Raw genomic sequence first — 20,446 nt, 5'->3', positions numbered from 1 at the left:
GGACTCGGCGCAGAGGTCCTAAACCGCCGCTAGCGATTCCGCTTTCTTGTCCGGCGTAGGCCAGGGCGAAGGCAGCGGCCGCTGCCGCACGCGCTGCGGCCACCAGAACCACTTGCCCAACAGCGCGGCGATCGACGGTGTCATCAGCGACCGCACGATCAACGTGTCGAACAACAGCCCCAGGCCGATGGTGGTGCCGACCTGCCCGATGACGGTGAGCTCACTGACCGCCATCGTCATCATCGTGAAGGCGAACACCAGCCCCGCCGAGGTGACCACGGACCCGGTTCCGCCCATCGCGCGGATGATGCCGGTGTTCAGGCCCGCGTGGATCTCCTCCTTGAAGCGGGACACCAGTAGCAGGTTGTAGTCGGCGCCGACGGCCAGCAGGATGATGACCGACATCGCCAGCACCATCCAGTGCAGTTCGATGCCGATCAGGTGTTGCCAGATGAGCACGGACAGACCGAAGGACGCCCCCAGGGAGATCAACACGGTGCCCACGATCACCGCCGAGCCGACGACGCTGCGCGTGATGATCAGCATGATGATGAAAATCAGGCACAGCGAGGCGATTCCGGCGATCAACAGGTCATAGTTGCTGCCGTCCTGCATGTCCTTGTAGGTCGCCGCGGTGCCGCCGAGGTAGATCTTGGAGCCCTCGAGCGGCGTGCCCTTGAGCGCTTCGTACGCGGCCTTCTTGATCGCGTCGATGTGCGAAATGCCCTCTGGCGTCATGGGATCGCCGTCGTGGCTGATGATGAACCGCACCGCGTGGCCGTCGGGCGAGAGGAAGTTCTTCATGCCCTTCTTGAACTCGGCGTTGTTGAACGTCTCCGGGGGCAGATAGAACGAGTCGTCGTTCTTGGACGCGTCGAACGCCTTGCCCATCGCGTTCGAGTTCTGCTGCGCCTCGTTCTGCTGATCCTGCAGACCCTTTTGGGTCGAATACATGGTCAGCATGGTCGTTTTCATCGCCCGCATGTTCTCGATCATCGAAGGCATCAGCGCGACCATCTGGGGCATCAGGGTGTCGAGATGATCCATGATGGGCAGCAGGCTCTCGATGTCGTCGGTCATCGTGTCGATGCCGTCGAGGGCGTCGAACACCGACCGCAGCGACCAGCACACCGGGATGTCGTAGCAGTGCTTTTCCCAGTAGAAGTAGCTGCGGATCGGCCGGAAGAAGTCCTCGAAATCGGCCATGTGCTGGCGCAATTCGTCGATGTCGATCGTCATATCGTGCATCTTCTTGACCATCAGATGCATGTCGTTGGCCATCTGCGCGGTGATGCTCTGCATCTTTTCCATGCTGTCGATGGTGGTCTGCATCGTGTCGGCCTGGTGCAGCATGTCGGCCATCTGGTCGGCTTGGTACTTCTGGTTCATCTGCTGGGTGACGCCCTGCATGCTGATCTGGAACGGGATCGAGGTGTGCTCGATCGGCGTGCCCTGCGGACGCGTAATCGCCTGCACGCGAGAGATTCCGGGCACCCGGAAGATCGCCTTGGCGACCTTGTCGATGACCAGGAAGTCGGCGGAATTGCGCAGATCGTGGTCGCTTTCGATCATCAGGAGCTCGGGGTTCATCCGCGCGTTCGAGAAGTGCCGGTCGGCGGCGGCGTAGCCGGCGTTCGCCGGCAGGTCGGCGGGCAGGTACTTGCGGTCGTTGTAGTTGGTTCGGTATCCGGGCAGCGTCAGCAGGCCGACGAGCGCGATCGCGATCGTCACGATCAGGACGGGGCCGGGCCACCGCACGACGACGGCGCCGACCTTGCGCCAGCCGCGGGTCCGCTGCGCCCGCTTGGGCTCGAGCGTCTGGCGGAATCGCGACGCCACCGAGATCACCGCGGGGCCAAGGGTCAAGGCCGCCGCGACCACCACCACCATGCCGATGGCCAACGGGATGCCCAGCGTCTGGAAGTACGGCAGGTTGGTGAAGTGCAGGCAGAACGTCGCGCCCGCGATGGTCAGGCCCGACCCGAGCACCACGTGTGCGGTGCCGCCAAACATGGTGTAGTAGGCGTCTTCTCGCGATTCGCCGACCGACCGGGCTTCCTGATATCGCCCGATCAGGAAGATCGCATAGTCGGTCGCGGCCGCGATCGCCAGCGTCACCAACAGGTTGGTGGCGAACGTGGACAGCCCGATGATGTTGTAGTAGCCGAGGAAGGCCACCATGCCGCGCGCGGCGGACAGTTCGAGCACCACCATCACCAACGTCAGCAGCACCGTGATGATGGACCGGTAGACCAACAGCAGCATCGCGATGATCACGATGAACGTGACGGTGGTGATCACCTGCAGGCTGCGGTCACCGGCGATGTGCTGATCGGCCTGCACGGCGGAGGGCCCGGTGACGTAAACCTTGACCCCGTTGGGCGGGGGCAGGCTTTTGACGGCGTCTTGGGCGGCCTCGACGGACTCGTTGGCCAGGGCCTCACCCTGGTTGCCGGCGAGGTAGACCTGGACGTAGGCGGCCTTGCCGTCGTTGCTCTGGACACCGGCGCCGCTCAGTGGATCGCTCCACATGTCCTGGACGTGCTCGACGTGTTTGGTGTCGGCGTCGAGCTTCTTGACCACCTGGTCGTAGTAGGCGTGGGCGTCGGCGCCCAACGGATTTTGGCCCTCCAGCACGATCATGACCGAGCTGTCGGACTTGTATTCGCGGAACACCTCACCCATGTGTTTGGTCGCGATGACCGACTGCGCGTCGTCCGGGCTCATCGAGACCGAGCGCAGCTTCCCGACCTCGTCCAGCTGCGGGACGATCGTGTTCAGCACCGCGATGATCGCGATCCAGCCCAGGACGATGGGAACGGCGAACTTTCGGATGATTCGCGGGATCGCCGGGCGCACCGCGTGTCTGGTGATCGGGAGGGTGTCGGTCGGGTGTTCAGCGCTTGCGCTCATGCGGATTTCACCAGGCAAAAGGTCAGGGCGTGCACGCCGTCGGTTATCTTCTCGTCCTTCACTTCGTCGTCGATGGTGATGCGGCAACCCAGGCGGTCACCGTCGCTTTGTGCCGAGAGGTTCGGGAACACCGACGGGGCGGTCGTGCTCAGGACCAGGGTCCAGGGCAGCGGCGCGTCGTCGATCCGCTTCGGGTCGGCGGACAGATCCAGGTAGTTCACGTTGGCGTGACTGGCCGAACCGAAGATCTCGTACTTGACGACCTTGGGCTTGAACGGCTTGGAATCCTCCTGCCGCGGGCTCACCATGGTGGCGTTCTCGGCGGCGAAGAATGACTTGACCCGCACCACGGCGAAGCCGCCTATCACCATCACCGCCACGATCAACAGCGGCAACCACGCGTTGCGCACGACCCTGGATAGCTGCACCTGCGTGGATTCCTCTCCTGGTCAACCGATGGTGCCGCGTCGCCCGCTAGGTGATCGCCGCATTGCTTTGCGCCACAACGCAATCCATGGGCAGCCGTGATCCGCACGGTTTGGGCCGTCGGCCCATGGGAAATCTGCCCTGCATCGCCGAACCCCCGCCTGACGCCACCAAAGCATAATACATCGCCTGCATAATTTGCAGACCGTGCAAACGAAGGTGATCTAGGTAACTATTCGGCGGTCACGTCGCGAAGATGCTGTTGACCAGCTCGGCAGCGCTTTCGACGTAGGGCATCGGCGTGTCGTCCGAATCCTTGGGCTCGCCGCTGGCCCAGCGTTCGATGCCCGAACGCACGGCCGTTAGCGCCAGCGCGGCGATCAACGCGGGTATCTCGTCTTCGGGCCGCATCGCCTGCCGGCGGGCGACGATGTCGGTCAGCTGGTTCTGGAACCGCTCCAGCTCGGCCAAAAACGCGGCCATGACGGCGGGGCTGGTCTTGGCGAGCTCGAGCATCCCGACCGCCTGTTCGCGGCGCGGGGGCACGTCGCGAAGATGGTGCGCCGCCAGCGTGATCAGTTCCGCCAGGACCACCCGATACGGGGCGGGTCCGGCCGCGACGAAATCTTCGGCCAGCTCGGCGGGTAGGTCGGAGGGGCCGTAGGCGATCGCGGATTCCTTGGTGGGGAAGTAGTTGAAGAACGTCCGCGTGGAGATGCCCGCCTCGACGCAGATCTCCTCGATGGTCACCTTGTCGAAACCGCGGTTGGTGGTCAGGCGCACGGCGGCGTCGCGGATGTCCGCGCTCGTCTGGCGGCGACGCCGCTCGCGCAGGCCCATCGGGTTGCAGTTGCCCATGACACTCATAGTTGCACGATACGCAAACTTTGCAGTCAATTCGTGCGCGGAGCGAGGGCCGCGCGCAGGTGGGCGCACTGACTGGCGAAGAACCTCACCGAAATCGGCGCCCTGTCCGCGATCTGGTCGAACGCGTGAAACGCGCCAGGGACGATCTCTTCGTGCACGGGCACGCCGGCCTCCCGCAAGCGCCGCGCGTAATCCAGGCACTCCTGATAGAAGAGGTCCAGCGTCCCGACGCCGATCCAGGCCGGCGGCAGGCCCGACAGATCTTCCCGGCGCGCCGGCGCCGCCTCGCGCGGATCCGCGCCGTTGAGGTACCACCGCCACGCCAGCTGATTGTCGGTTTCGGTCCACATGAGCCGCTTCTGGCCGTCGCGAGAGGCGCCGGTCCGGTCGTCGAGCATCGGGTAGACCAGCATCTGGAACGCGACTTTGACGTCGTCGCGATCGTGCGCCCGCTGTGCCACCGCGGCCGCGAAATGTCCACCGGCACTGGCCCCGCCGACCGCGACGCGGTCCGGATCGACCCACGGTTGGTGGGCCAGCCAGCGCAGCGCCGCGTAGCAGTCCTCGACCGGGATCGGATAGGGATGCTCCGGCGCCAGCCGGTGTTCCACCGCGGCCACCGCGACACCGGTGAGATGCGACAGCTTGCGCAGAAACTTGTCGTCCTGGGCGGCGTGTCCCATGATCGTGCCGCCGCCGTGGATCCACAGCATCGCCGCCGCCGGGTGGCTACGGCTGACGGGCAGGTGCAGGCGAACCGTGACGTGCTCGTTGACCGCGGCCACCGGGACGCTGCGCAACCGCCCCGCGTTGCCCATCAGGTTCATCACCGCGCGCTGGACCCGGTAGCCGCGGTGCAGTGCGTATCCGCGCGGCAGAAAGTGGGCCGCCTTGCGCAGGCCGGGATTCAACGCGTGCCGCGACGTGAAGGCGTTGCCGGCGTGTGTGTTTGCCATCGCGTGCCCTCCGGTCCGGTGCGCCGACCATACCCGACGCGGATATCGTCCATCGTCATCAACTGATTGGCCCGCGCGCCGAGAGGGTAAACGGGGTCGTGGCTTCGACCATGACGAAGGTCATCAACGTCCTGGACCCGCGCACCGGCGACCAAGTGACGCAAATTCCCATCACCGAGCCGTCGGACTGCGACGATGCCGTCCGGCGCGCCGCGGATGCCGCCCACGCCTGGGCGCGCACCGCGCCCGCCGAACGCGCCGAGGCGATCGCGGCGGCCGCCGCCGACGTCCGCGGCGCCACCGACGAACTCGCCGAGCTGAACGAGCGCGAAACGGGAAAACTGCGCGACGACGCCGGGGGCGGCGTGCAGGCCGGGGTGGGCACGCTATTGCGCTACGCCCAACTCGGCCCGTTGCATCGCGGGCGCAGTCTGCAGGGCGACTGGTCGGCGACCGATCTGATGGTTCCGCAGCCGCGCGGTGTTGTCGCGGTCGTGACGCCTTGGAGGGACCCCGTCGCGGTGGCCGCCGGGTTCCTCGGCGCCGCGCTCGTCACCGGAAACACCGTGATCCACAAGCCCAGCGAGCGTTGCCCGCGAACCGGCCGGCGCTTGGCTGAGCTGTTGGCCGCCCGGTTGCCAAGCGGCGTGCTGGAAATCGTCGACGGCGACGAAACCGTCGGTGCGCGATTGGCCGAATCGGAACGCGTCGACGTGGTCGCGCACGTCGGCCGCAGCGCGACCGGCCGGGAGATCGCCCGCGCCTGCGCGGAACGCGGCGCCAAGGCGCTGCTACAGAACGGCGGAAACGACGCCCTCATCGTCGACGCGGACGTCGACCCCCGCTGGGCGGCCGGGCAGGCGGCGCTCGGTGCCTTCGCCAACGCCGGTCAGAGCTGCGTGTCGGTGGAACGGGTGTACGTCGTCCAGCCGATCGCCGATGCGTTCGTCGACGGGTTGGTCGACGAGGCCTTGTCGTGGGCGGATCGGATCGGGCCGTTGGTCGACGAGCGCCACCGCGAGCATGTGCACGCCCACGTCGAGGACGCGACGCGGCGCGGCGCCCACGTCATGGCGGGCGGCGAACCGCGGCCTGGACCGGGTTCGTTCTATCCGCCGACGGTGCTGACGGACTGCGCGCCCGACATGCTGGTGCTGCGCGAGGAAACGTTCGGTCCGATCGCGCCGGTGCGCATGGTGCCGGATTTCGCCGCCGCGCTGGCCGAGGCCGCCGACGACCGCGTTGGCCTCGCCGCCACGGTGCTGACCGGCGACATGGCGCACGCGCAGGAGGCGTGGCGCAGCCTCCCGGTCGGCACCGTCAAGATCAACAACGTCTTCGGGGGCGCGCCCGGGGCCGGCGGCACCGGGTTCGGCTTCGGTCCCGAGCTCCTCGACGAGATGACCACCGTGAAGGTGGTGCACTGGTCGCCGCTCTAGTCGCACGTTCGCGGTCCGGGTTGGTTCCGTTCGAGGTCGAGCAGGACGCGCTTGGCGGCCGGGCCGCCGCGGTAGGCGCCCACGGTTCCGTCGGAACGGATCACCCGGTGACACGGCACGAAGATGGGGATTGGGTTCGTCGCGCACGCGGTGCCGACGGCCCGTACGGCCTTGGGGGAGCCGGACAGTCGGGCCAGGGCCGCGTAACTCGCGGTGTCGCCATAGCCGACGTCGGAGTTGAGGTGTTCCAGCACGGTGCGCCGAAACCCCTGCGACAGCGACCAATCCAGCGCGACGTCAAAGCTGTGACGGCGGCCGGTGAAGTATTCGTCGAGTTGTTGGGCCATCGGATCCAGCCGCGGGCGCGATTCGAGCACGCGCGGGCTGATGCGCTCCGAAAGGTACTGCAGCACGCTGTCGCGGTCTTCGTTGGCGAACGCCACCCGCAGCAGTCCCACCGGGGTGGCCGCTAACAGCAGTGGCCCGACGGCGGAATCCACTGTGCGGTAGGCGATGTCGAGCAGCTCGCCGGCCTGGGCGTCCCTTTCCAGGCGAGCGTGCAGGCGCCGGAGCCGATCGTCATCGACCGGGTAGCGCTCGGTCAGATCCGGTGTGGTCATTGGTGATTCCTTGTCTTGTCGATGAGGGGATAGGTGCGGCGGAGGGTGGCGATGCCGTCGGCGGCGGCCCGGCGCGCGGCGTCGACGCTGCCGTCGAGAATCACCGCGATCTCGGCGTAGGGCAGGCCGGCCAGATAGTGGTAGGCGACGGCCTGGCGCTGCTTGGGAGGTAGCGCGCCCACCGCGGCGTCCAGGTCGAGATCGCGCGCGTCGGCCCGCTCGCGAGCGGGGGAGTCGGGGGGATCGGCGACGGGGGCGGCGCGCCGCGCGGCCCCGCGCGCGATGTCGATGGCTTTCCGGTGCGCGATGGTCACCAGCCACGCTTCGACGTTGGCGTCGGCCGGCAGCTGCGGGTAGGCCTTCAAAGCCGCCAGGAACGTGTCCGACCAGGCGTCGTCGGCGTCGATGTGGCCGATCACCGCGCGAACGACCCGCCACACCGTGGCGCCGTGTCGAGCCACGACCGCCTCGAAAGGCTGCTTGACGTGCCGATCGACATTCATCCTGGCGCTGTTTCCTCCGTGACAATCCGAGACTCTCATTCTGAAGACGTCGGCGCGGCGCCGAACGTGAGCCGGTTCGATCTCACGCTTTCGAGGCGCTGGTCGTCTACCGGGAAAGGAGGTAAAGCGATGCACACACGACACGCGGTGATCGATGGCCCGCTTGGTGAGCTGACATTGGTCGCCGACGGCGACGCGCTGACGGGCGTGTATTTCCCGCATCATTGGCACCCGCCCACCGCCGACTCTCTGGGTCGCTGCGTGGAGCCGGTTTCCGATGACCTTTTCCGGGACGCCGCGAAGCAGCTGAACGAGTACTTCAACGCCGAGCGCACGCAGTTCGAGGTCGCCATCGCCCTGGGCGGCGAGCCGCGCCAGCGGCGGGTCTGGGATCTGTTGCCCGGCATCGGCTACGGCGAGACCACCAGCTACGGCGAGCTGGCCGCGACGCTGGCCGGCGGCTATACCGCCTATGAGGTTGGTCAGGCGGTGGGCCGCAATCCGCTGAGCATCATCGTCCCGTGCCATCGCGTCGTCGGAAAGGATGGAGCGCTAACGGGTTACGCTGGCGGTTTGACGCGCAAACGATTCCTGCTTGACCTGGAGGCGCCGGCGCCCGCGGCGGCCGGCAGATTGTTCTGATGCCGTCGAAATGGGATCGGAGGGTGCACGCCGCGGACTGGGACGCGGTCACCGCCGATGTGAACGATGTTGGCGGCGCGCTGCTTCCGCGCCTGCTCACTCCGAGCGAGTGCGCGGCGATGCTCGATCTCTACCCCGACGACAGCCTCTTTCGCGCCACCGTCGACATGGGTCGCCACCGGTATGGGGAAGGCGAGTACCGCTATTTCAAACGGCCCTACCCGAGCCCCATCGACGAACTGAAGCAGGCGCTGTACCCCCGGTTGTTGCCGATCGCCCGCGACTGGTGGACGAAGCTGCGCCGCGACCCGCCCTGGCCCGACACACTCGACGAATGGCTGGACATGTGCCACCGCGCCGGCCAGACCAAACCCACCGCGCTGTTGCTCAAATACGGGCCGGGCGACTGGAATGCGCTGCACCGGGACCTGTACGGGGACCTCGTGTTTCCGCTGCAGGTCGTCATCAACCTCAACGAGCCGGGTGTGGCGCACACCGGCGGCGAATTCCTGCTCGTCGAGCAACGGCCCCGAGCCCAGTCACGCGGAACCGCCACCACACTGCCGCACGGGCACGGCTACATCTTCACCACCAGGGAGCGGCCGGTGCGCTCGACGCGCGGATGGTCGGCCGCGCCGGTGCGACACGGTGTGTCGGTGGTCCGCACCGGTCACCGTTGCACGCTCGGGTTGATCTTTCACGATGCCGCCTGACCGCGTGCGGCACGATGGCGGGCATGGAGCTTTACGACGTCATGCGCTCGACGCCCGCGGTGCGCGAATACACCGACGACCCGCTACCCGACGACGTGCTGGCACGGATCCTCGACAATGCCCGCTTCGCGCCCTCCGGCGGCAATCGGCAGGGCGTGCGCGTCATCGTGGTGCGAGACAAGGACACCCGGGCGGCGCTGGCCGACCTCGGGCTACCCGCCGCCCGGCGGTACACCGCCCAGCTCGCCAACGGTGAGACGCCGTGGAATCCGGTGCAGCCGGCCGGCGTCGACGCGTCGACGATCGAGGCGACGGAGCCGCCCGCGCAGATGTCGGCCCCGCTTCGCGAGGCTCCGGTGGTGCTCGTGATCTGTCTGGACCTCACCGTCGTTGCCGCCACCGACCAGAACCTCGATCGCATCGGCGTGGTGCCCGGCGCCTCCGTCTACCCGTTCGTGTGGAACGTGCTGCTGGCCGCGCGCAACGAGGGCTACGGCGGGGTGCTGACCACGATGGCCGTCGCCGAGGAGCGGCGCGTCAAAGAGCTTCTCGGCGTGCCCGACTCGTACGCCATCGCAGCGGTGGTCCCGCTCGGTAAACCGGTGCGCCGGGTGACGAAGCTGCGACGGCGGCCGGTGCCCGAGTTCGCCACCCGCGAGCGCTTCGACGGGGAACCTTTCACCAGTTAGGTACACCGCGAGTCACCGGATCTGTTGCGCCCCATACCAGACGCCGTCGGGAGCGCCGATCGCGCCGGCCCGTTCGCGGGCGGCGGCCAGTTCCGGCGACGTTGCGAATTGCCGCGCCCTGTCGACGTCGTGCATGTCCATGACAACGATGACGGTGTCGGCGTCGTCGGCGTCGACGTATGTTCCGGTGACCACCAGGCCGTGCTCGCGGCGCACGGTGTCAAGCTGGCGATCGCGGAACACGGTGTGCCATTGCTCGACGCTGGTGACTCGCTGTTTGACGAGCATGATTCCGGCCACGATGAATCCTCCTGACGCTCGTGTCTACAGCCGTAGACATAATCCAGCCTAGGCTCGAAGGGCGCCTATGTCTACAGTTGTAGATAGACGGACGGAGGCAGGATGAAGTCCAAGGCGGGAGACGAAAGCGCCGATGCGAGCGCGCCGCGGCGCAACGCCGCGGCCACCCAGGCGCGACTGCTCGCGGCGGCGCGCGAACAGTTCTTGCGCCACGGGTGTCGGGCCACGTCGCTGCGGGCGATTGCGGCCCAGGCCGGGGTCGACGTGATGCTGATCAAGCGGTACTTCGGTTCGAAGGAACAGCTTTTCGCGGAGGCCACCGATGTCTCGGACAACGTCGACGCGGTGCGGCGCGCCCCCGATGACCTGGTGGGCGCCGCGATGATCGAACGGGTGCTGCGCGCTCGTCGAGACGTCGACGCCCCGCTGTTCGCGCTGCTTCGGTCCAGCGGGGACCCCGCCGTCGTCGCGCGGCTGAACGATCAGCTCGAAGCGGGGCTGACCCGCAATCTGTCTCGCAGAATCAAGGCCGGCGAACCACGACTTCGCGCCGACATGGTCGCCGCCCTGCTCCTCGGAATCGGCGTGCTGCGTGCACTGCTGAACAAGGATCCGATCGCCACCGCCGACGACAGTGACATCGCCGCCATCTTCACCGAAGCGTTCGAAGCGTTGACGAAACTGCCCCAAGGGAACTCGGTTGGTTCTAGAGCGGGCAAACCTGTTTGATCCAGCCTTCGATGGCGTTGTTGTACTTGTCGTACTGGGGGTCGTCGAACTGCGCGCCGCGCGTGCCGACAAAATGCTCTACCGCCTCTTTGACCGGCCCGGGCAGGTCGTATTTCTCGAAAGCGTCGCCGGCCTTGCGGGCAGCGTCGGCGTTGGTCGCCGTGGCCAGATCCACGTTCGCCTGCGTGATTTCGACGCATGAACTCCCGTCCAGCCGTTCGCCGGCGGCTGCGGGTTGCGATGACCCGGCCTGCGGCGCTGGAGACGCGGCCGACGCGCTCGGCTTGGATGTTGCCGGTTGCACGACGGTCGACTTGGTAGTCGAGCACCCCGCCACAGCGACGGCGGCCGACATGATCGCCACCCCTATCCATCGATACATACGGACCTCCCACGTAGTTGCTCGCGTCGTGACGAGCGCGCCCGATCGGCGCTGAGCCAAGCTAACAACGGGGGGTTGGAATCCGATTGGAATGTCGACCCGACGGATTGGCAAGTCAGCCCAACAATGAGGCCAGCGCAAGCAGTGCACCGACCGCGCCGCCGGCGGCAAGCACATAGCCGATGCGCGAGGTATGCGTGTGCAGGTAGGCCACCTGCGGGGATGCGGGATCGTAATGGACGTCGACGTCGTCGGGCACCGCCGCGAGTGCCTGTTCGGCCACGCTGCGCTTAAGTCCCTGGGCGGCATAGCCCCACCGGTCCGAGGTGTACGCGACGCCGTCGACCACGTAGGTGTAAGTCACTTTTGGCTGGTATCCGCCGCCCTTACCCCAGCGTCCCTGGCCGGAAACGACGGGCGCCGCGGCCACCCCGCGGCTTATCACCGTGCCGCGTGTCGTCGCGAAGGAAGACATCCGCCGCGCCATGCGCACGCATGCCCACCCCGCCGCGAGGGCCGCGCACGAAATGATCAATGCAAGGATCTTGACGGCCACGCGGAAAGCTTAAGCCCGGCCCTATTCGGCAATCGACAGTTCGGCGATGCGGCGGCCCAGCCGCTGGTCCCACACGCGCTCGCCGGTCGAGCTGGCGACAGCTTGCGCGCGAACGAGGAGTTCGTGTGCGCGATCGCTTCTGCCGTGGCGGTCTTCAATGTCGGCGAGAAGGGCGAGAAAGAACGGCGTCATGACGGTGCTGCCATCGCTGGTGTACAGGTCGAAGGCCTCAAATGCGCTGTCCGGATGGGGATTTTCGCCGCCAAGCGTTCTCGCCCAGACGGAAATCATGGCGGCGCATGCCGCCCACTGGTGAGCGCCGGCGGCGTTCATCTCCTCGCACACTCGGTCCGCGTTGGCTGCGGTGCCCTCGATAATGCCTAGTACTGCGTCGATCTCGACCAGCACCAGTTTGGCGGAGAGCACGTTGAAGTGGTCGCGACGGCTCTGCGCCAATTCGAGGCCGGCCTGGCAATACTCAACGGCCGTATCCCTTTTCCCGCGTATCGCCTGGGCGAGGGCCAGCCAGCAGTAAACGCGGGGATGGAAGAAGTGAAGCGGATCGACAACCTCATCCGGCGGCGGGAACAACTTCAGCATCTTGTGGGCCGAGGCGGCTTGGGCATCCAGATCGCCGCGAAGGCCTTGGACCATGACTTCGATGAAATGGCTTGCCACGCCGATGTCGGGATCGTGGCTCGCGGCATATTGGTCGTTCAGGCCGTTAGCCAGTGTTCGTGCCTCGTCGATTCTTCCTTGCCCACAAAGTATTAGGCACTGCATCGCGACGGTGCCGTAGAAGTTGCGGCCCTTCGCCCGTTCACCGATCTCGAAGGCGCGTTGCAGTGCGTCGCCGGCGGTGTTGCTGCTTTGGCCGTCCAGGATCGACCGCATACATGCCAGGTGTAGCCATAATGTCGCTTGGTGCTCAAGGGATTCGGGTTTGGGCGGCATCCGGCGGGAGATGTCCAGCGCGTGCGTGGCGAGGACCGCGACGTCGTTGTATGCCGACCGGTTGAGCGCCCGTCGGATGACCGAGTCGTGGATGTCAAGCGCCAGATCGGCATCGAGTTCCGGGCCGGCCCGCCAGGCATGGTCGGCGGCCGCGATGACATCCTCATACGCACCGGTGTCAACCATGGCCGCCTGGCTCGTCGCGGCGGCGGCATGCAGATGCGCACGTTCGGCCGGTGGCACCTGCGTCAGGACGGCATCCCGGAGAAGACCGTGGCTGAACCGGTACGCTCCGGGCCAGCTGGGAACCTCGTCGATCAGTCCGGCGTCGTAAGCCGGCTGCAGCTGGCTATGGACCGTGACGGTGGACAGATGGGCGATGTCAGCCAGCATCGTGACGTCGAATTGGGGACCGATCACCGCCGCCGCGTCCATGATGCGGCGACATGGGCGGTCAAGTGCGGCCAGCCGCCGACCAACCACTCCGGCGACAACCTCGGATACGTTTTCCTCCACTGACTCCGGGATGCTCTGCAGGTCGTTGGCGGTGGCGATCATCCGGACAAGCTCTTTGATGTAGAAGGGGTTACCCGCGGCATGTGTTCGCACGAACTCCAGCACCTGGGGTGCGGAAGGTCCACCTGCCAATGCCTCGACCAAATCGTCTGTTGCATCACCCGGGAGTCCTTCCAAATGCAGGCTTTTGACGCCACTGGACCTGATCAGGCGCTCGAAGGACGGCCGATTCGCCGGCCGGTCCTGGCCGAGGAACGTCCAGTTGCCGACCACTTCGATCGCAAACCGGGGAAGGTGCTCGGTGAGCAGGACAAGCACGTCACACGACGCGGAATCGGAGACATGCAAGTCGTCGAGGACGATCAATAGCGGTCGTAGGGAAGAGAGTTCGCACACCGCCGAGACGACACCCTCGATCAACGCAAAGCCGGTCGCGGGGGCGGGTACCGACGTGGCGTCGTGACCGTCGTTCCACTCCGGTACCAGGGCGTCGATGACCCCCGGGACCGTTCGGCGCAGCATTTCTCGCCCGGGTTCGCCAAGGCCGGCGCCGAGCTGTCGCAAGATTTGGATCCACGTCCACATGAGCGGCAGTTGGATATCGCTGGGATGCGCGGCCCATGCGACAGCCACGTCCGCTGCGCCCGCGTCGGAGCAAATAGCCCGTGCGAGTGACGATTTGCCGATACCGCTGTCCCCGGTTACCAGGACCAGCTCGCCACATCCGGCGCGCGCCTGCGACAGCGATTGCGCCAACGCAGTGAGTTCTACGTCGCGCCCGACTAGCTGCTCTCGCTCAGGTACCGGTCCGTCCGAAAGACGGATCGGCCGCGGGTCCTGCGCGTCGAGCAGGAGTTCAGGGGAGCCGTCGCTGATCTTTTGGTAGAGAACTCGCAGGCGTTCGCCGGGTTGCGTGCCGATCTCACGGTCCAGCACGGCGCGGGCGCGGTCGTAGGCGCGAACCGCTTCTGCCGGACGGTCGGTGCGGTACAGCGCCAGCATCAGATGTGCCCATAGCCGCTCCTGCAGGGGGTCTCGTGCGACGGCGGCCTCCATTTCTGGAATAAGGTCGCGACCGTCGCCGAGCCGCAGCGCAGCGTCGAAACGTGCTGTGATCGCCGTGTTGCGCAACTCGACATAACGCAAGGTGTCGATGTGTGCGAAGTCGCGGTGGGTGAACTCCCCGAATGGATCGCCCCGCCACAAAGTCAATGCGTGGGTGAGCACATCGAAGGCCTTGCCGGCCTCACCTTGGCCCAGCGCGCCGTAACCCGTCTTCACCAAAGTCTCGAACTCGTGCAGGTCGACGGAGTCGCCATCGACGAGATTCAGTTGATAGCCGGAATTCCGGGACTCCAGCCGAGATCCCGCGCTCGCGCCAACGGCGGAAGCGGGAGCCAGGCTCCTGCGGAGGTTTGCAAGATAAGAACGAATGGAGGTCAACGCCTTCGCCGGCGGTTCGTCTTCCCACACCGAGTCGATGAGCCGGTCCACGCTGACAACCGTGCCGTGATGCGCCAGGAGCACAGCGAGAACGCAACGCTGCTTCGGCCCCCCGAGCAACGCGACCGCACCGTCGACGCGGGCTTCGACCGCACCGGAAAGCAAATACGCGACCATCACACCTAACCAGCGAGACATCTGATTGTGGTGAGACCATACCTGGTCGCCAGCAAACGTATCGCACGACTCTTTCGGTGGTGCTTGCAGTGGCGACGGCCTCCACGAGGGCGCGGTCTTGCCGGAAAGCGAGCGGGTCGTCATCGACACCGCGCCAGCCATTCGTCACTGTGACAAAATGGCTGGGGCGGTGGACTTTTCGTGCCGGGGGATGTGGACCGGCGAGTCGTCAGTTGATCGGCAGGCAGACCGTCCCGATGATCTTGTCGGCGATCGTCTGCCGCTTGGCGTCCCACAGGGGGAACAGGTAGCCGATGTAGCAGATGGCGGCGTCGACGGCGTGCGCGAGCTGGCGCACGATCGACATGCCGAAACCGATCGGCTGGCGGGACTGCTCGCTGACCACCTTGAACTTCATCATCGACTTGCCGAGGCTCGATCCCGTAGTGCCCTGCTTGTAACCGTAATTCCAGACGATGTAGGCCAGCCCAACGATTATCGACAGCGAGAACGCGGCCACCCCGATCGGCGAGTTCCCGGTGGCGCAGAACTGGCCCAAGTTGTAACCCGAGGTATCGGCGACGCAAGCGGTCTCCTGGGTCCCGGCCTCGATGCCGTACCCGATACCGACAATGACCGCGTAGGGGATGAAGTCAATGATGAACGCCAAAACACGCGTCACCCACTCCGTATACGCCTCCTGGGGCACCGCACCGCTGTGCGGCGGCGCGGGGTACGTGCCCGGTGGCACTGGCGGTTGTTCGGTCATGTGAACACCTTTCTTGCACGGGTCATTGCTGCGGCGGTCTGCGCTCCGCCTTTTCGGTCCACGTCGCCGCAACGTAGCAGTGGGCGTTTGGAATACGATTGGAACCCGCGGCGACAGTCCGAACGGGAGACGGAGAAGTGACACGAATCGAGCCCTCGAGCGCGTTCGCGGCGGTGCAGACAGAAGATCTCGGTCAAGGGGATCGGATCAACCTCGGGGTCGCCGCCATCATGGGGCGCCTTCCGTCGGTCGCACAGGCGCTGGGTTCGTTGACCGCGGCGCTGCGCGCTGACGGAACGCTGCCACCCCGACTGCTCGAACTCGTGCGACTGCGCATCGCTTTTTTCAACCAATGCCGAAGCTGCATCGCCGTGCGGTACCAAAGCGCGATCGACGACGGCCTGGACCAGGACGCCGTCTGCTCGCTGGAACGCCCCGCCGACGCCGAAAACCTTTCCGCCGCTGAACGGTCCGCCCTGCGCTTCGCCGAACTGTTCGCCACCAACCATCTCGCCATCGACGATGCGGTGTACGACGGGTTGCGCGAGCACTTCAGCGAAGACCAGCTCGTCGAACTCGGCGTGCATTGCGCGATCGCGCTGGGCGTCGGGCGGCTTTCGGCGACCTGGGACGTCAGCGACGATCTTCCCGAGACGACGGAGCCGTCCGAACACCTGGCTCCATGGAACTCCGCGTCGGTGGTCGCGTCAGGCTAGCCCAGTCCAGGTCGACCGCCGACAGTATCGAGGTCGGTACCTTCAGCCGGCCGGTGCGATGTCGACCGGGATGCCGTTGAGCACAGCGGTACCCGACAGCGCGTCCAGATGATTGCCGTCGTTGAGTTGATTGACGTTGACACCCGGCTGGCTGGCCGCGAGCTCTTGACCGGTGCCGCCGCGATCGTGGCCCCATCCGTGAGGCAGCGAGACCACACCGCGCCGCATACCGTCGGTCACCTCGACCGGGGCCAGGAGCTCGCCGCCGGGCCCCTTGATGACGGCGATGTCGGTGAGCCCGAGATCGGCGGCGTCGGCGGGATGGATCTGCAGGGTGCAGCGGTTGGTGCCGCCGGATAGCGCGGGCACGTTGTGCATCCAGCTGTTATTGGAGCGCAGGTGGCGCCTACCGATCAGCATGAACCGGTCGTTTGCGCGGCCGACGGAATCGCGCAGGCGCCCCACGTCGGCGACCAGCGGCTCGGGCGCGAGTTCAACTCGCCCCGTTGGTGTCCGGAGCACCCCGGGCAGCCGAGGCCGCAGCGGCCCCAGGTCGATGCCGTGCGGCGCGGCCTTGAGCCGCTCCAGGGTGAGCCCGTCGGGGTTGGCGCCGAACGCGTCGCCGTAGGGCCCAAGCCGAAGCATCATGTCCAGGCGCCGTTCGTAACCGGCGCCCCGGACAAGCAGATCGGTCAATTCGTCAACCGAGCGGCCGGCGACTGGTGAGTCCGGGTCGGCGGTCTCCTTGGCTAACGTCGTCGCAATCACCTGATCGTCAACCAGGGCGACATCGCCGTCCCACCCCAGCCCGTACAAGATCAGCGCGATGCGCGCCAGGATCTCCGGCTCGCCGGGCCGTGCGTCCAGCGGCAGAGCGGGCGGCGAGTAGCGCACGTTGTTGCGCACCGCGAGGTTGTTGAGCGCGAAGTCGAAATGGGCGCTCTGCGCCGGCGGGGGTGGCGGCAGGATGACGTCGGCGTGGCGGGTGGTCTCGTTGAGGTAGGGGTCGACGCTGAGCATGAAGCCGAGCCCGTCGAGGGCGCGATCGAGCCGGTCGCCGTCCGGGGCCGACAGCACCGGGTTTCCGGCGATGGTGATCATCGCCTTGATCTGACCGTCGCCCGCCGTGTCGATCTCCTCGGCGAGCGCGGCGGCGGGAAATTCGGACAGCGCCTCGGGGTAGCCCGAGACGCGGCTGTGCCAACGCCCGGTCTTGAACCCTCGGCCCGGCTTCGGGGGGCGAGGCGCGGGAACCGTCGCGCCGAGGGGGAACATCACCGCGCCCGGCCGGTCGAGGTTTCCGGTCAGGACGTTGATCACGTCGACCAACCAGCTGGCGACCGTGCCGAATTCCACCGTGGAGGTACCGATTCGGCCATACACGGCGGCCGTCGGCGCCGCGGCGATCTCGCGGGCCAAGGTTCGGATCTCCTCGGCCGATACGCCGCAGTGAAGAGCGACGGCCTCCGGTGAGAATTCGTCGGCCAGCGTGCGGACCTCGTCGACACCGTTGACGTGCTCGGCGATTCCTCCAAGATCCGGTTCGACGAGGCCCTCTTCGAACAGCACGTGCACGATGGCGAGCAACAATGCGGCGTCGGTGCCGGGTCGCGGCGCGAGGTGGTGGTCAGCGAGGTCTGCCGTGCGCGTGCGGGCGGGGTCGATGACGACGAGCTTGCCGCCGCGTTTGCGCAATGCCCTTAGCTTGCCGGGGAAGTCGGCGGCGGTGGTCACACTGCCGTTGGACACCAAGGGATTCGCGCCGATGATGACCAGATAGTCGGTGCGGTCGAGATCGGGCACCGTGAATGCGACAGGGCTGCCGAACATCAGGCCGAGCGCGACGTGCTTGGGCATCTGGTCCAGTGTGCTCGCGCTGTAGACCTGCCGGGTGCCCAGCGCGCGGATGACCAGCGGCGCGTACAGGCTGCCCGCGACGGTGTGCGCATTGGGATTGCCGAAGTACACGCCGACGGACGAGCCGCCATGCTCGCGGATCACCTCACCCAGGCGCTCCGCGACGACGGCATACGCCTCGTCCCAGGTGGCCTCGGTCAGCACGCCGTCACGCCGGACGAGCGGCCGGGTCAACCGGTCTGGATCGTTGTCGAGTTCGCCGAAGCTCGCGCCCTTCGGGCAGATGAAACCCGCGCTGAAGACGTCGTCGCGGTCGCCGCGGGCGGCGGTCACCCGGCCCTCGGAGATCGTCAGCGTAAGGCCGCAGGTGGCCTCGCAGAAGGGACAGATCCGCAGGGCGGTCCGGGTATCAGCCATTCCCGCATTTTCCACCGGCTGTACCAGCACGTAAACCTTGGGGTTGCTAAGACCCGCCCGATGCGATCGGCCGGGCCGTCAGATCGCAGTCAACAGCCCGCGTGGATTCCGCGGTTGGGCCGCTGAGCATGACGTCGTCGAAGGCGCGGGACCAGGTCAAGCAACCCAGCGCAACCTACCAATAACCCTGCGCCGCAGTAACTTTCGTCACAGTGACGTATTGTGCGGGGCGGGCAGGGGAGAGAGGGGCGGGGTTGCTGCCGGGTCATCCAGCCGCTGCGTCACCGGTAGGTTCCAGGCTTGCGCTAACGCGTGCCGAGTCACGGCAGACCCGCGCCGACGTGTGAACGCGGTGGTTGCCCGTCGGTTTTCATCCGCTAGCGGGTTGACGTAATCGCGCGGCTTCGTCGCGCCGGCGCCCGTTGGCGGCTCTCGAACCGCACAGACGCGGTAAGTCAATAACACTGCCCCACAGTCGATTTCGTCACAGTGACGTATTGTCTTCGCACGGGCGGAAGAGGAAGGAGCGGACCCGGCGACGGCCGACGACCAGCTGGGCGGCCCGAACGCGGCGTCAGAGTCAGCAGGTTCGATTCTTTGAACGATCGACTCTTTGTGTCGACCTCTGCAAAGCCGCTCGCAAGGCAAGTGTCGCGACGAGAGCGATCATGGCCGCCACGGGATGGGCGGGCCGGTCATACGGCTGTGAGCGCGTCGCCACTAAGTACTGGGCTCTCCGCTTTACCGATAAGCGACACTATGTCAAGTAAAGCCTGTGGGTGCCCGCCTCCAGACTTGCGTGCACAAAACTAATCCCCTGGGCCGTCAGACTCACAGCGTGCCGCTGCCAACAGCGTCGAGCCGGCGGCCGCCCGCCGACGTTGTGGGGTGTGTTTGTAGTCACGCCAGCGGCGTCAGTCCGCCCGAAGCAATACCGCGCCCGGCGCACCTCCGTAGACTTCACCTCACGAGACGGCAACGCGCGCCTCCCGCGCGGGCGGCGCATTGGGTTTTCGGGGGAATACGAGTATGGCTGAGGTTCAGCGCGGCCCGACGAAGACGCGGACGAGCTCCGAAGACATCCGAGCGCACTACGACGTCTCCGACGACTTCTTCGCGCTGTTCCAGGATCCCAGCCGTACATATAGCTGCGCGTACTTTGAGCCGCCGGATCTCACTTTCGAGGAAGCTCAGCTCGCCAAGATCGACCTGAACTTGGACATGTTGGACCTGAAGCCGGGGATGACACTGCTGGACATCGGCTGCGGTTGGGGCGCCACGATGAAACGCGCCGTCGAAAGATTCGATGTAAACGTCATCGGCTTAACGCTTTCTGACAATCAGCATGCCCGCTGCGAGCAGGTCATCGGCGCCATCGATAGCAGCCGGTCGCGCGAGGTTCGCTTGCAGAACTGGGAAGACTTTTTCGAGCCCGTCGACCGGATCGTGTCGATTGAGGCCTTCGAGCATTTCGGGCACGAGAACTACGACGACTTCTTCAAGCGGTGCTTCGACATCATGCCCGACGACGGCCGGATGACCGTCCAGAGCAACGTCAGTTACCACCCTTACGAGATGGCCGCCCGCGGCAAGAAGCTGACATTCGAGACGATGCGGTTCATCAAGTTCATGATCACCGAGATCTTCCCTGGTGCGCGGCTGCCGTCGAGGTCGATGATGGTCGAACGGGCAGAACGGGCGGGCTTCTTCGTACCAGAACCGGTTTCGTTGCGTCAGCACTACGTCAAGACGCTTCGGCTCTGGGGTGACGCGCTTGAGTCCAACAGGGACAAGGCTGTCGAGGCCACCTCCGAGGAGGTCTACAGCCGGTACATGAAGTACCTGCGCGGTTGCGAACAGTA

General features: G+C 66.2%; 19 protein-coding genes. 7 read left to right on the top strand and 12 right to left on the bottom strand.

All coding sequences use genetic code 11. The annotated features are described in order from the left end of the window. Nucleotides 1-18: 18 nt before the first annotated feature. The 4 genes from AC5Y7V_RS27895 to AC5Y7V_RS27880 all read right to left on the bottom strand — a co-directional run bounded on the left by AC5Y7V_RS27895 (nucleotide 19) and on the right by AC5Y7V_RS27880 (nucleotide 5,162). Nucleotides 19-2,913, bottom strand: coding sequence for an MMPL/RND family transporter (locus AC5Y7V_RS27895; protein ID WP_499883271.1), 2,895 nt, complete (start codon nucleotides 2,911-2,913; stop codon nucleotides 19-21). Beyond that, nucleotides 2,910-3,341 (bottom strand): MmpS family transport accessory protein, encoded by a 432-nt coding sequence (locus AC5Y7V_RS27890; RefSeq protein ID WP_499883270.1) that lies wholly within the window; start codon nucleotides 3,339-3,341, stop codon nucleotides 2,910-2,912. Before AC5Y7V_RS27890 ends, AC5Y7V_RS27895 begins: the two co-directional genes overlap by 4 nt. Nucleotides 3,342-3,582: 241 nt before the next feature. Continuing rightward, complete coding sequence (locus AC5Y7V_RS27885; RefSeq protein ID WP_499883343.1) at nucleotides 3,583-4,197, bottom strand: TetR/AcrR family transcriptional regulator; 615 nt, start codon at nucleotides 4,195-4,197, stop codon at nucleotides 3,583-3,585. A gap of 35 nt (nucleotides 4,198-4,232) precedes the next feature. Next, nucleotides 4,233-5,162 (bottom strand): alpha/beta hydrolase, encoded by a 930-nt coding sequence (locus AC5Y7V_RS27880; protein ID WP_499883269.1) that lies wholly within the window; start codon nucleotides 5,160-5,162, stop codon nucleotides 4,233-4,235. A gap of 110 nt (nucleotides 5,163-5,272) precedes the next feature. Between AC5Y7V_RS27880 and AC5Y7V_RS27875 the strand changes: the two genes are divergently transcribed. After that, nucleotides 5,273-6,601, top strand: a complete 1,329-nt coding sequence (locus AC5Y7V_RS27875) for an aldehyde dehydrogenase family protein (RefSeq protein WP_499883268.1) — start codon at nucleotides 5,273-5,275, stop codon at nucleotides 6,599-6,601. On the opposite strand, the gene AC5Y7V_RS27870 is transcribed toward AC5Y7V_RS27875, so the two are convergent. Together AC5Y7V_RS27870 and AC5Y7V_RS27865 are read right to left on the bottom strand one after the other, a co-directional pair. After that, complete coding sequence (locus AC5Y7V_RS27870) at nucleotides 6,598-7,221, bottom strand: methylated-DNA--[protein]-cysteine S-methyltransferase (RefSeq protein WP_499883267.1); 624 nt, start codon at nucleotides 7,219-7,221, stop codon at nucleotides 6,598-6,600. The two genes, AC5Y7V_RS27875 and AC5Y7V_RS27870, sit on opposite strands and share 4 nt — an antisense overlap. Beyond that, the gene (locus AC5Y7V_RS27865) at nucleotides 7,218-7,724 is read right to left on the bottom strand and encodes an RNA polymerase sigma factor (RefSeq protein ID WP_499883266.1); all 507 of its coding nucleotides are present in this window, start codon (nucleotides 7,722-7,724) and stop codon (nucleotides 7,218-7,220) included. Before AC5Y7V_RS27865 ends, AC5Y7V_RS27870 begins: the two co-directional genes overlap by 4 nt. Between AC5Y7V_RS27865 and AC5Y7V_RS27860 the strand changes: the two genes are divergently transcribed. Genes AC5Y7V_RS27860 through AC5Y7V_RS27850 form a run of 3 tightly spaced genes read left to right on the top strand, consistent with a single transcriptional unit; the run spans nucleotide 7,671 to nucleotide 9,768 of the window. Further along, nucleotides 7,671-8,366, top strand: a complete 696-nt coding sequence (locus tag AC5Y7V_RS27860) for a methylated-DNA--[protein]-cysteine S-methyltransferase (protein ID WP_499883265.1) — start codon at nucleotides 7,671-7,673, stop codon at nucleotides 8,364-8,366. The two genes, AC5Y7V_RS27865 and AC5Y7V_RS27860, sit on opposite strands and share 54 nt — an antisense overlap. Further along, complete coding sequence (locus AC5Y7V_RS27855) at nucleotides 8,366-9,079, top strand: 2OG-Fe(II) oxygenase (RefSeq protein WP_499883264.1); 714 nt, start codon at nucleotides 8,366-8,368, stop codon at nucleotides 9,077-9,079. The genes AC5Y7V_RS27860 and AC5Y7V_RS27855 overlap by 1 nt, the downstream gene beginning before the upstream one ends. Nucleotides 9,080-9,102: 23 nt before the next feature. Further along, a complete protein-coding gene (locus tag AC5Y7V_RS27850) occupies nucleotides 9,103-9,768 on the top strand; it encodes a nitroreductase family protein (protein WP_499883263.1) in 666 nt (221 codons plus the stop codon). Nucleotides 9,769-9,780: 12 nt separating this feature from the next. Here the strand turns inward: AC5Y7V_RS27850 and AC5Y7V_RS27845 are convergent, their stop codons facing one another. Beyond that, the gene (locus AC5Y7V_RS27845; RefSeq protein ID WP_499883262.1) at nucleotides 9,781-10,068 is read right to left on the bottom strand and encodes a hypothetical protein; all 288 of its coding nucleotides are present in this window, start codon (nucleotides 10,066-10,068) and stop codon (nucleotides 9,781-9,783) included. Nucleotides 10,069-10,170: 102 nt separating this feature from the next. Between AC5Y7V_RS27845 and AC5Y7V_RS27840 the strand changes: the two genes are divergently transcribed. After that, nucleotides 10,171-10,797, top strand: coding sequence for a TetR/AcrR family transcriptional regulator (locus tag AC5Y7V_RS27840; protein ID WP_499883261.1), 627 nt, complete (start codon nucleotides 10,171-10,173; stop codon nucleotides 10,795-10,797). Here AC5Y7V_RS27840 and AC5Y7V_RS27835 read toward each other — a convergent pair. From AC5Y7V_RS27835 to AC5Y7V_RS27820, 4 genes are all read right to left on the bottom strand, one after another. Then, complete coding sequence (locus tag AC5Y7V_RS27835; protein WP_499883260.1) at nucleotides 10,775-11,152, bottom strand: hypothetical protein; 378 nt, start codon at nucleotides 11,150-11,152, stop codon at nucleotides 10,775-10,777. The two genes, AC5Y7V_RS27840 and AC5Y7V_RS27835, sit on opposite strands and share 23 nt — an antisense overlap. 142 nt (nucleotides 11,153-11,294) lie before the next feature. Beyond that, nucleotides 11,295-11,735: a DUF3592 domain-containing protein gene (locus tag AC5Y7V_RS27830; protein WP_499883259.1), complete on the bottom strand. Its 441-nt coding sequence runs from the start codon at nucleotides 11,733-11,735 to the stop codon at nucleotides 11,295-11,297. Nucleotides 11,736-11,756: 21 nt separating this feature from the next. After that, a complete protein-coding gene (locus AC5Y7V_RS27825; RefSeq protein WP_499883342.1) occupies nucleotides 11,757-14,969 on the bottom strand; it encodes an ATP-binding protein in 3,213 nt (1,070 codons plus the stop codon). An 85-nt stretch (nucleotides 14,970-15,054) separates the two neighbouring features. Beyond that, entirely contained in the window at nucleotides 15,055-15,594 is a 540-nt protein-coding gene (locus tag AC5Y7V_RS27820) for an RDD family protein (RefSeq protein WP_499883258.1), read from the bottom strand. A 137-nt stretch (nucleotides 15,595-15,731) separates the two neighbouring features. Here AC5Y7V_RS27820 and AC5Y7V_RS27815 point away from each other — a divergent pair, with 137 nt between their 5' ends. Then, nucleotides 15,732-16,310 carry a carboxymuconolactone decarboxylase family protein gene (locus tag AC5Y7V_RS27815; protein WP_499883257.1) on the top strand — a complete coding sequence of 193 codons (579 nt, stop codon included), beginning with the start codon at nucleotides 15,732-15,734 and terminating at the stop codon, nucleotides 16,308-16,310. 42 nt (nucleotides 16,311-16,352) lie between these two features. On the opposite strand, the gene AC5Y7V_RS27810 is transcribed toward AC5Y7V_RS27815, so the two are convergent. Continuing rightward, nucleotides 16,353-18,584: a molybdopterin-dependent oxidoreductase gene (locus tag AC5Y7V_RS27810; RefSeq protein WP_499883256.1), complete on the bottom strand. Its 2,232-nt coding sequence runs from the start codon at nucleotides 18,582-18,584 to the stop codon at nucleotides 16,353-16,355. Between the two features lie 1,029 nt (nucleotides 18,585-19,613). Here AC5Y7V_RS27810 and AC5Y7V_RS27805 point away from each other — a divergent pair. Then, nucleotides 19,614-20,446 (top strand): cyclopropane mycolic acid synthase family methyltransferase (locus AC5Y7V_RS27805; RefSeq protein ID WP_499883255.1); only part of this gene is annotated, 833 nt, incomplete at its 3' end.

This window comes from Mycobacterium sp. NGS34 (genome assembly GCF_059812845.1).
The sequence above is the reverse complement of the archived record's forward strand: the minus strand, read 5'-3'. Positions and strand labels throughout refer to the sequence as shown.

What these genes read in the sequence shown, in the direction of transcription:
- AC5Y7V_RS27880 (WP_499883269.1), bottom strand. Translation starts at nt 5,162, where the DNA reads ATGGCAAACACACACGCCGGCAACGCCTTCACGTCGCGGCACGCGTTG.
- AC5Y7V_RS27875 (WP_499883268.1), top strand. Translation starts at nt 5,273, where the DNA reads ATGACGAAGGTCATCAACGTCCTGGACCCGCGCACCGGCGACCAAGTG.
- AC5Y7V_RS27825 (WP_499883342.1), bottom strand. Translation starts at nt 14,969, where the DNA reads ATGACGACCCGCTCGCTTTCCGGCAAGACCGCGCCCTCGTGGAGGCCG.
- AC5Y7V_RS27895 (WP_499883271.1), bottom strand. Translation starts at nt 2,913, where the DNA reads ATGAGCGCAAGCGCTGAACACCCGACCGACACCCTCCCGATCACCAGA.
- AC5Y7V_RS27885 (WP_499883343.1), bottom strand. Translation starts at nt 4,197, where the DNA reads ATGGGCAACTGCAACCCGATGGGCCTGCGCGAGCGGCGTCGCCGCCAG.
- AC5Y7V_RS27820 (WP_499883258.1), bottom strand. Translation starts at nt 15,594, where the DNA reads ATGACCGAACAACCGCCAGTGCCACCGGGCACGTACCCCGCGCCGCCG.
- AC5Y7V_RS27855 (WP_499883264.1), top strand. Translation starts at nt 8,366, where the DNA reads ATGCCGTCGAAATGGGATCGGAGGGTGCACGCCGCGGACTGGGACGCG.
- AC5Y7V_RS27865 (WP_499883266.1), bottom strand. Translation starts at nt 7,724, where the DNA reads ATGAATGTCGATCGGCACGTCAAGCAGCCTTTCGAGGCGGTCGTGGCT.
- AC5Y7V_RS27810 (WP_499883256.1), bottom strand. Translation starts at nt 18,584, where the DNA reads ATGGCTGATACCCGGACCGCCCTGCGGATCTGTCCCTTCTGCGAGGCC.
- AC5Y7V_RS27840 (WP_499883261.1), top strand. Translation starts at nt 10,171, where the DNA reads ATGAAGTCCAAGGCGGGAGACGAAAGCGCCGATGCGAGCGCGCCGCGG.
- AC5Y7V_RS27850 (WP_499883263.1), top strand. Translation starts at nt 9,103, where the DNA reads ATGGAGCTTTACGACGTCATGCGCTCGACGCCCGCGGTGCGCGAATAC.
- AC5Y7V_RS27870 (WP_499883267.1), bottom strand. Translation starts at nt 7,221, where the DNA reads ATGACCACACCGGATCTGACCGAGCGCTACCCGGTCGATGACGATCGG.
- AC5Y7V_RS27835 (WP_499883260.1), bottom strand. Translation starts at nt 11,152, where the DNA reads ATGTCGGCCGCCGTCGCTGTGGCGGGGTGCTCGACTACCAAGTCGACC.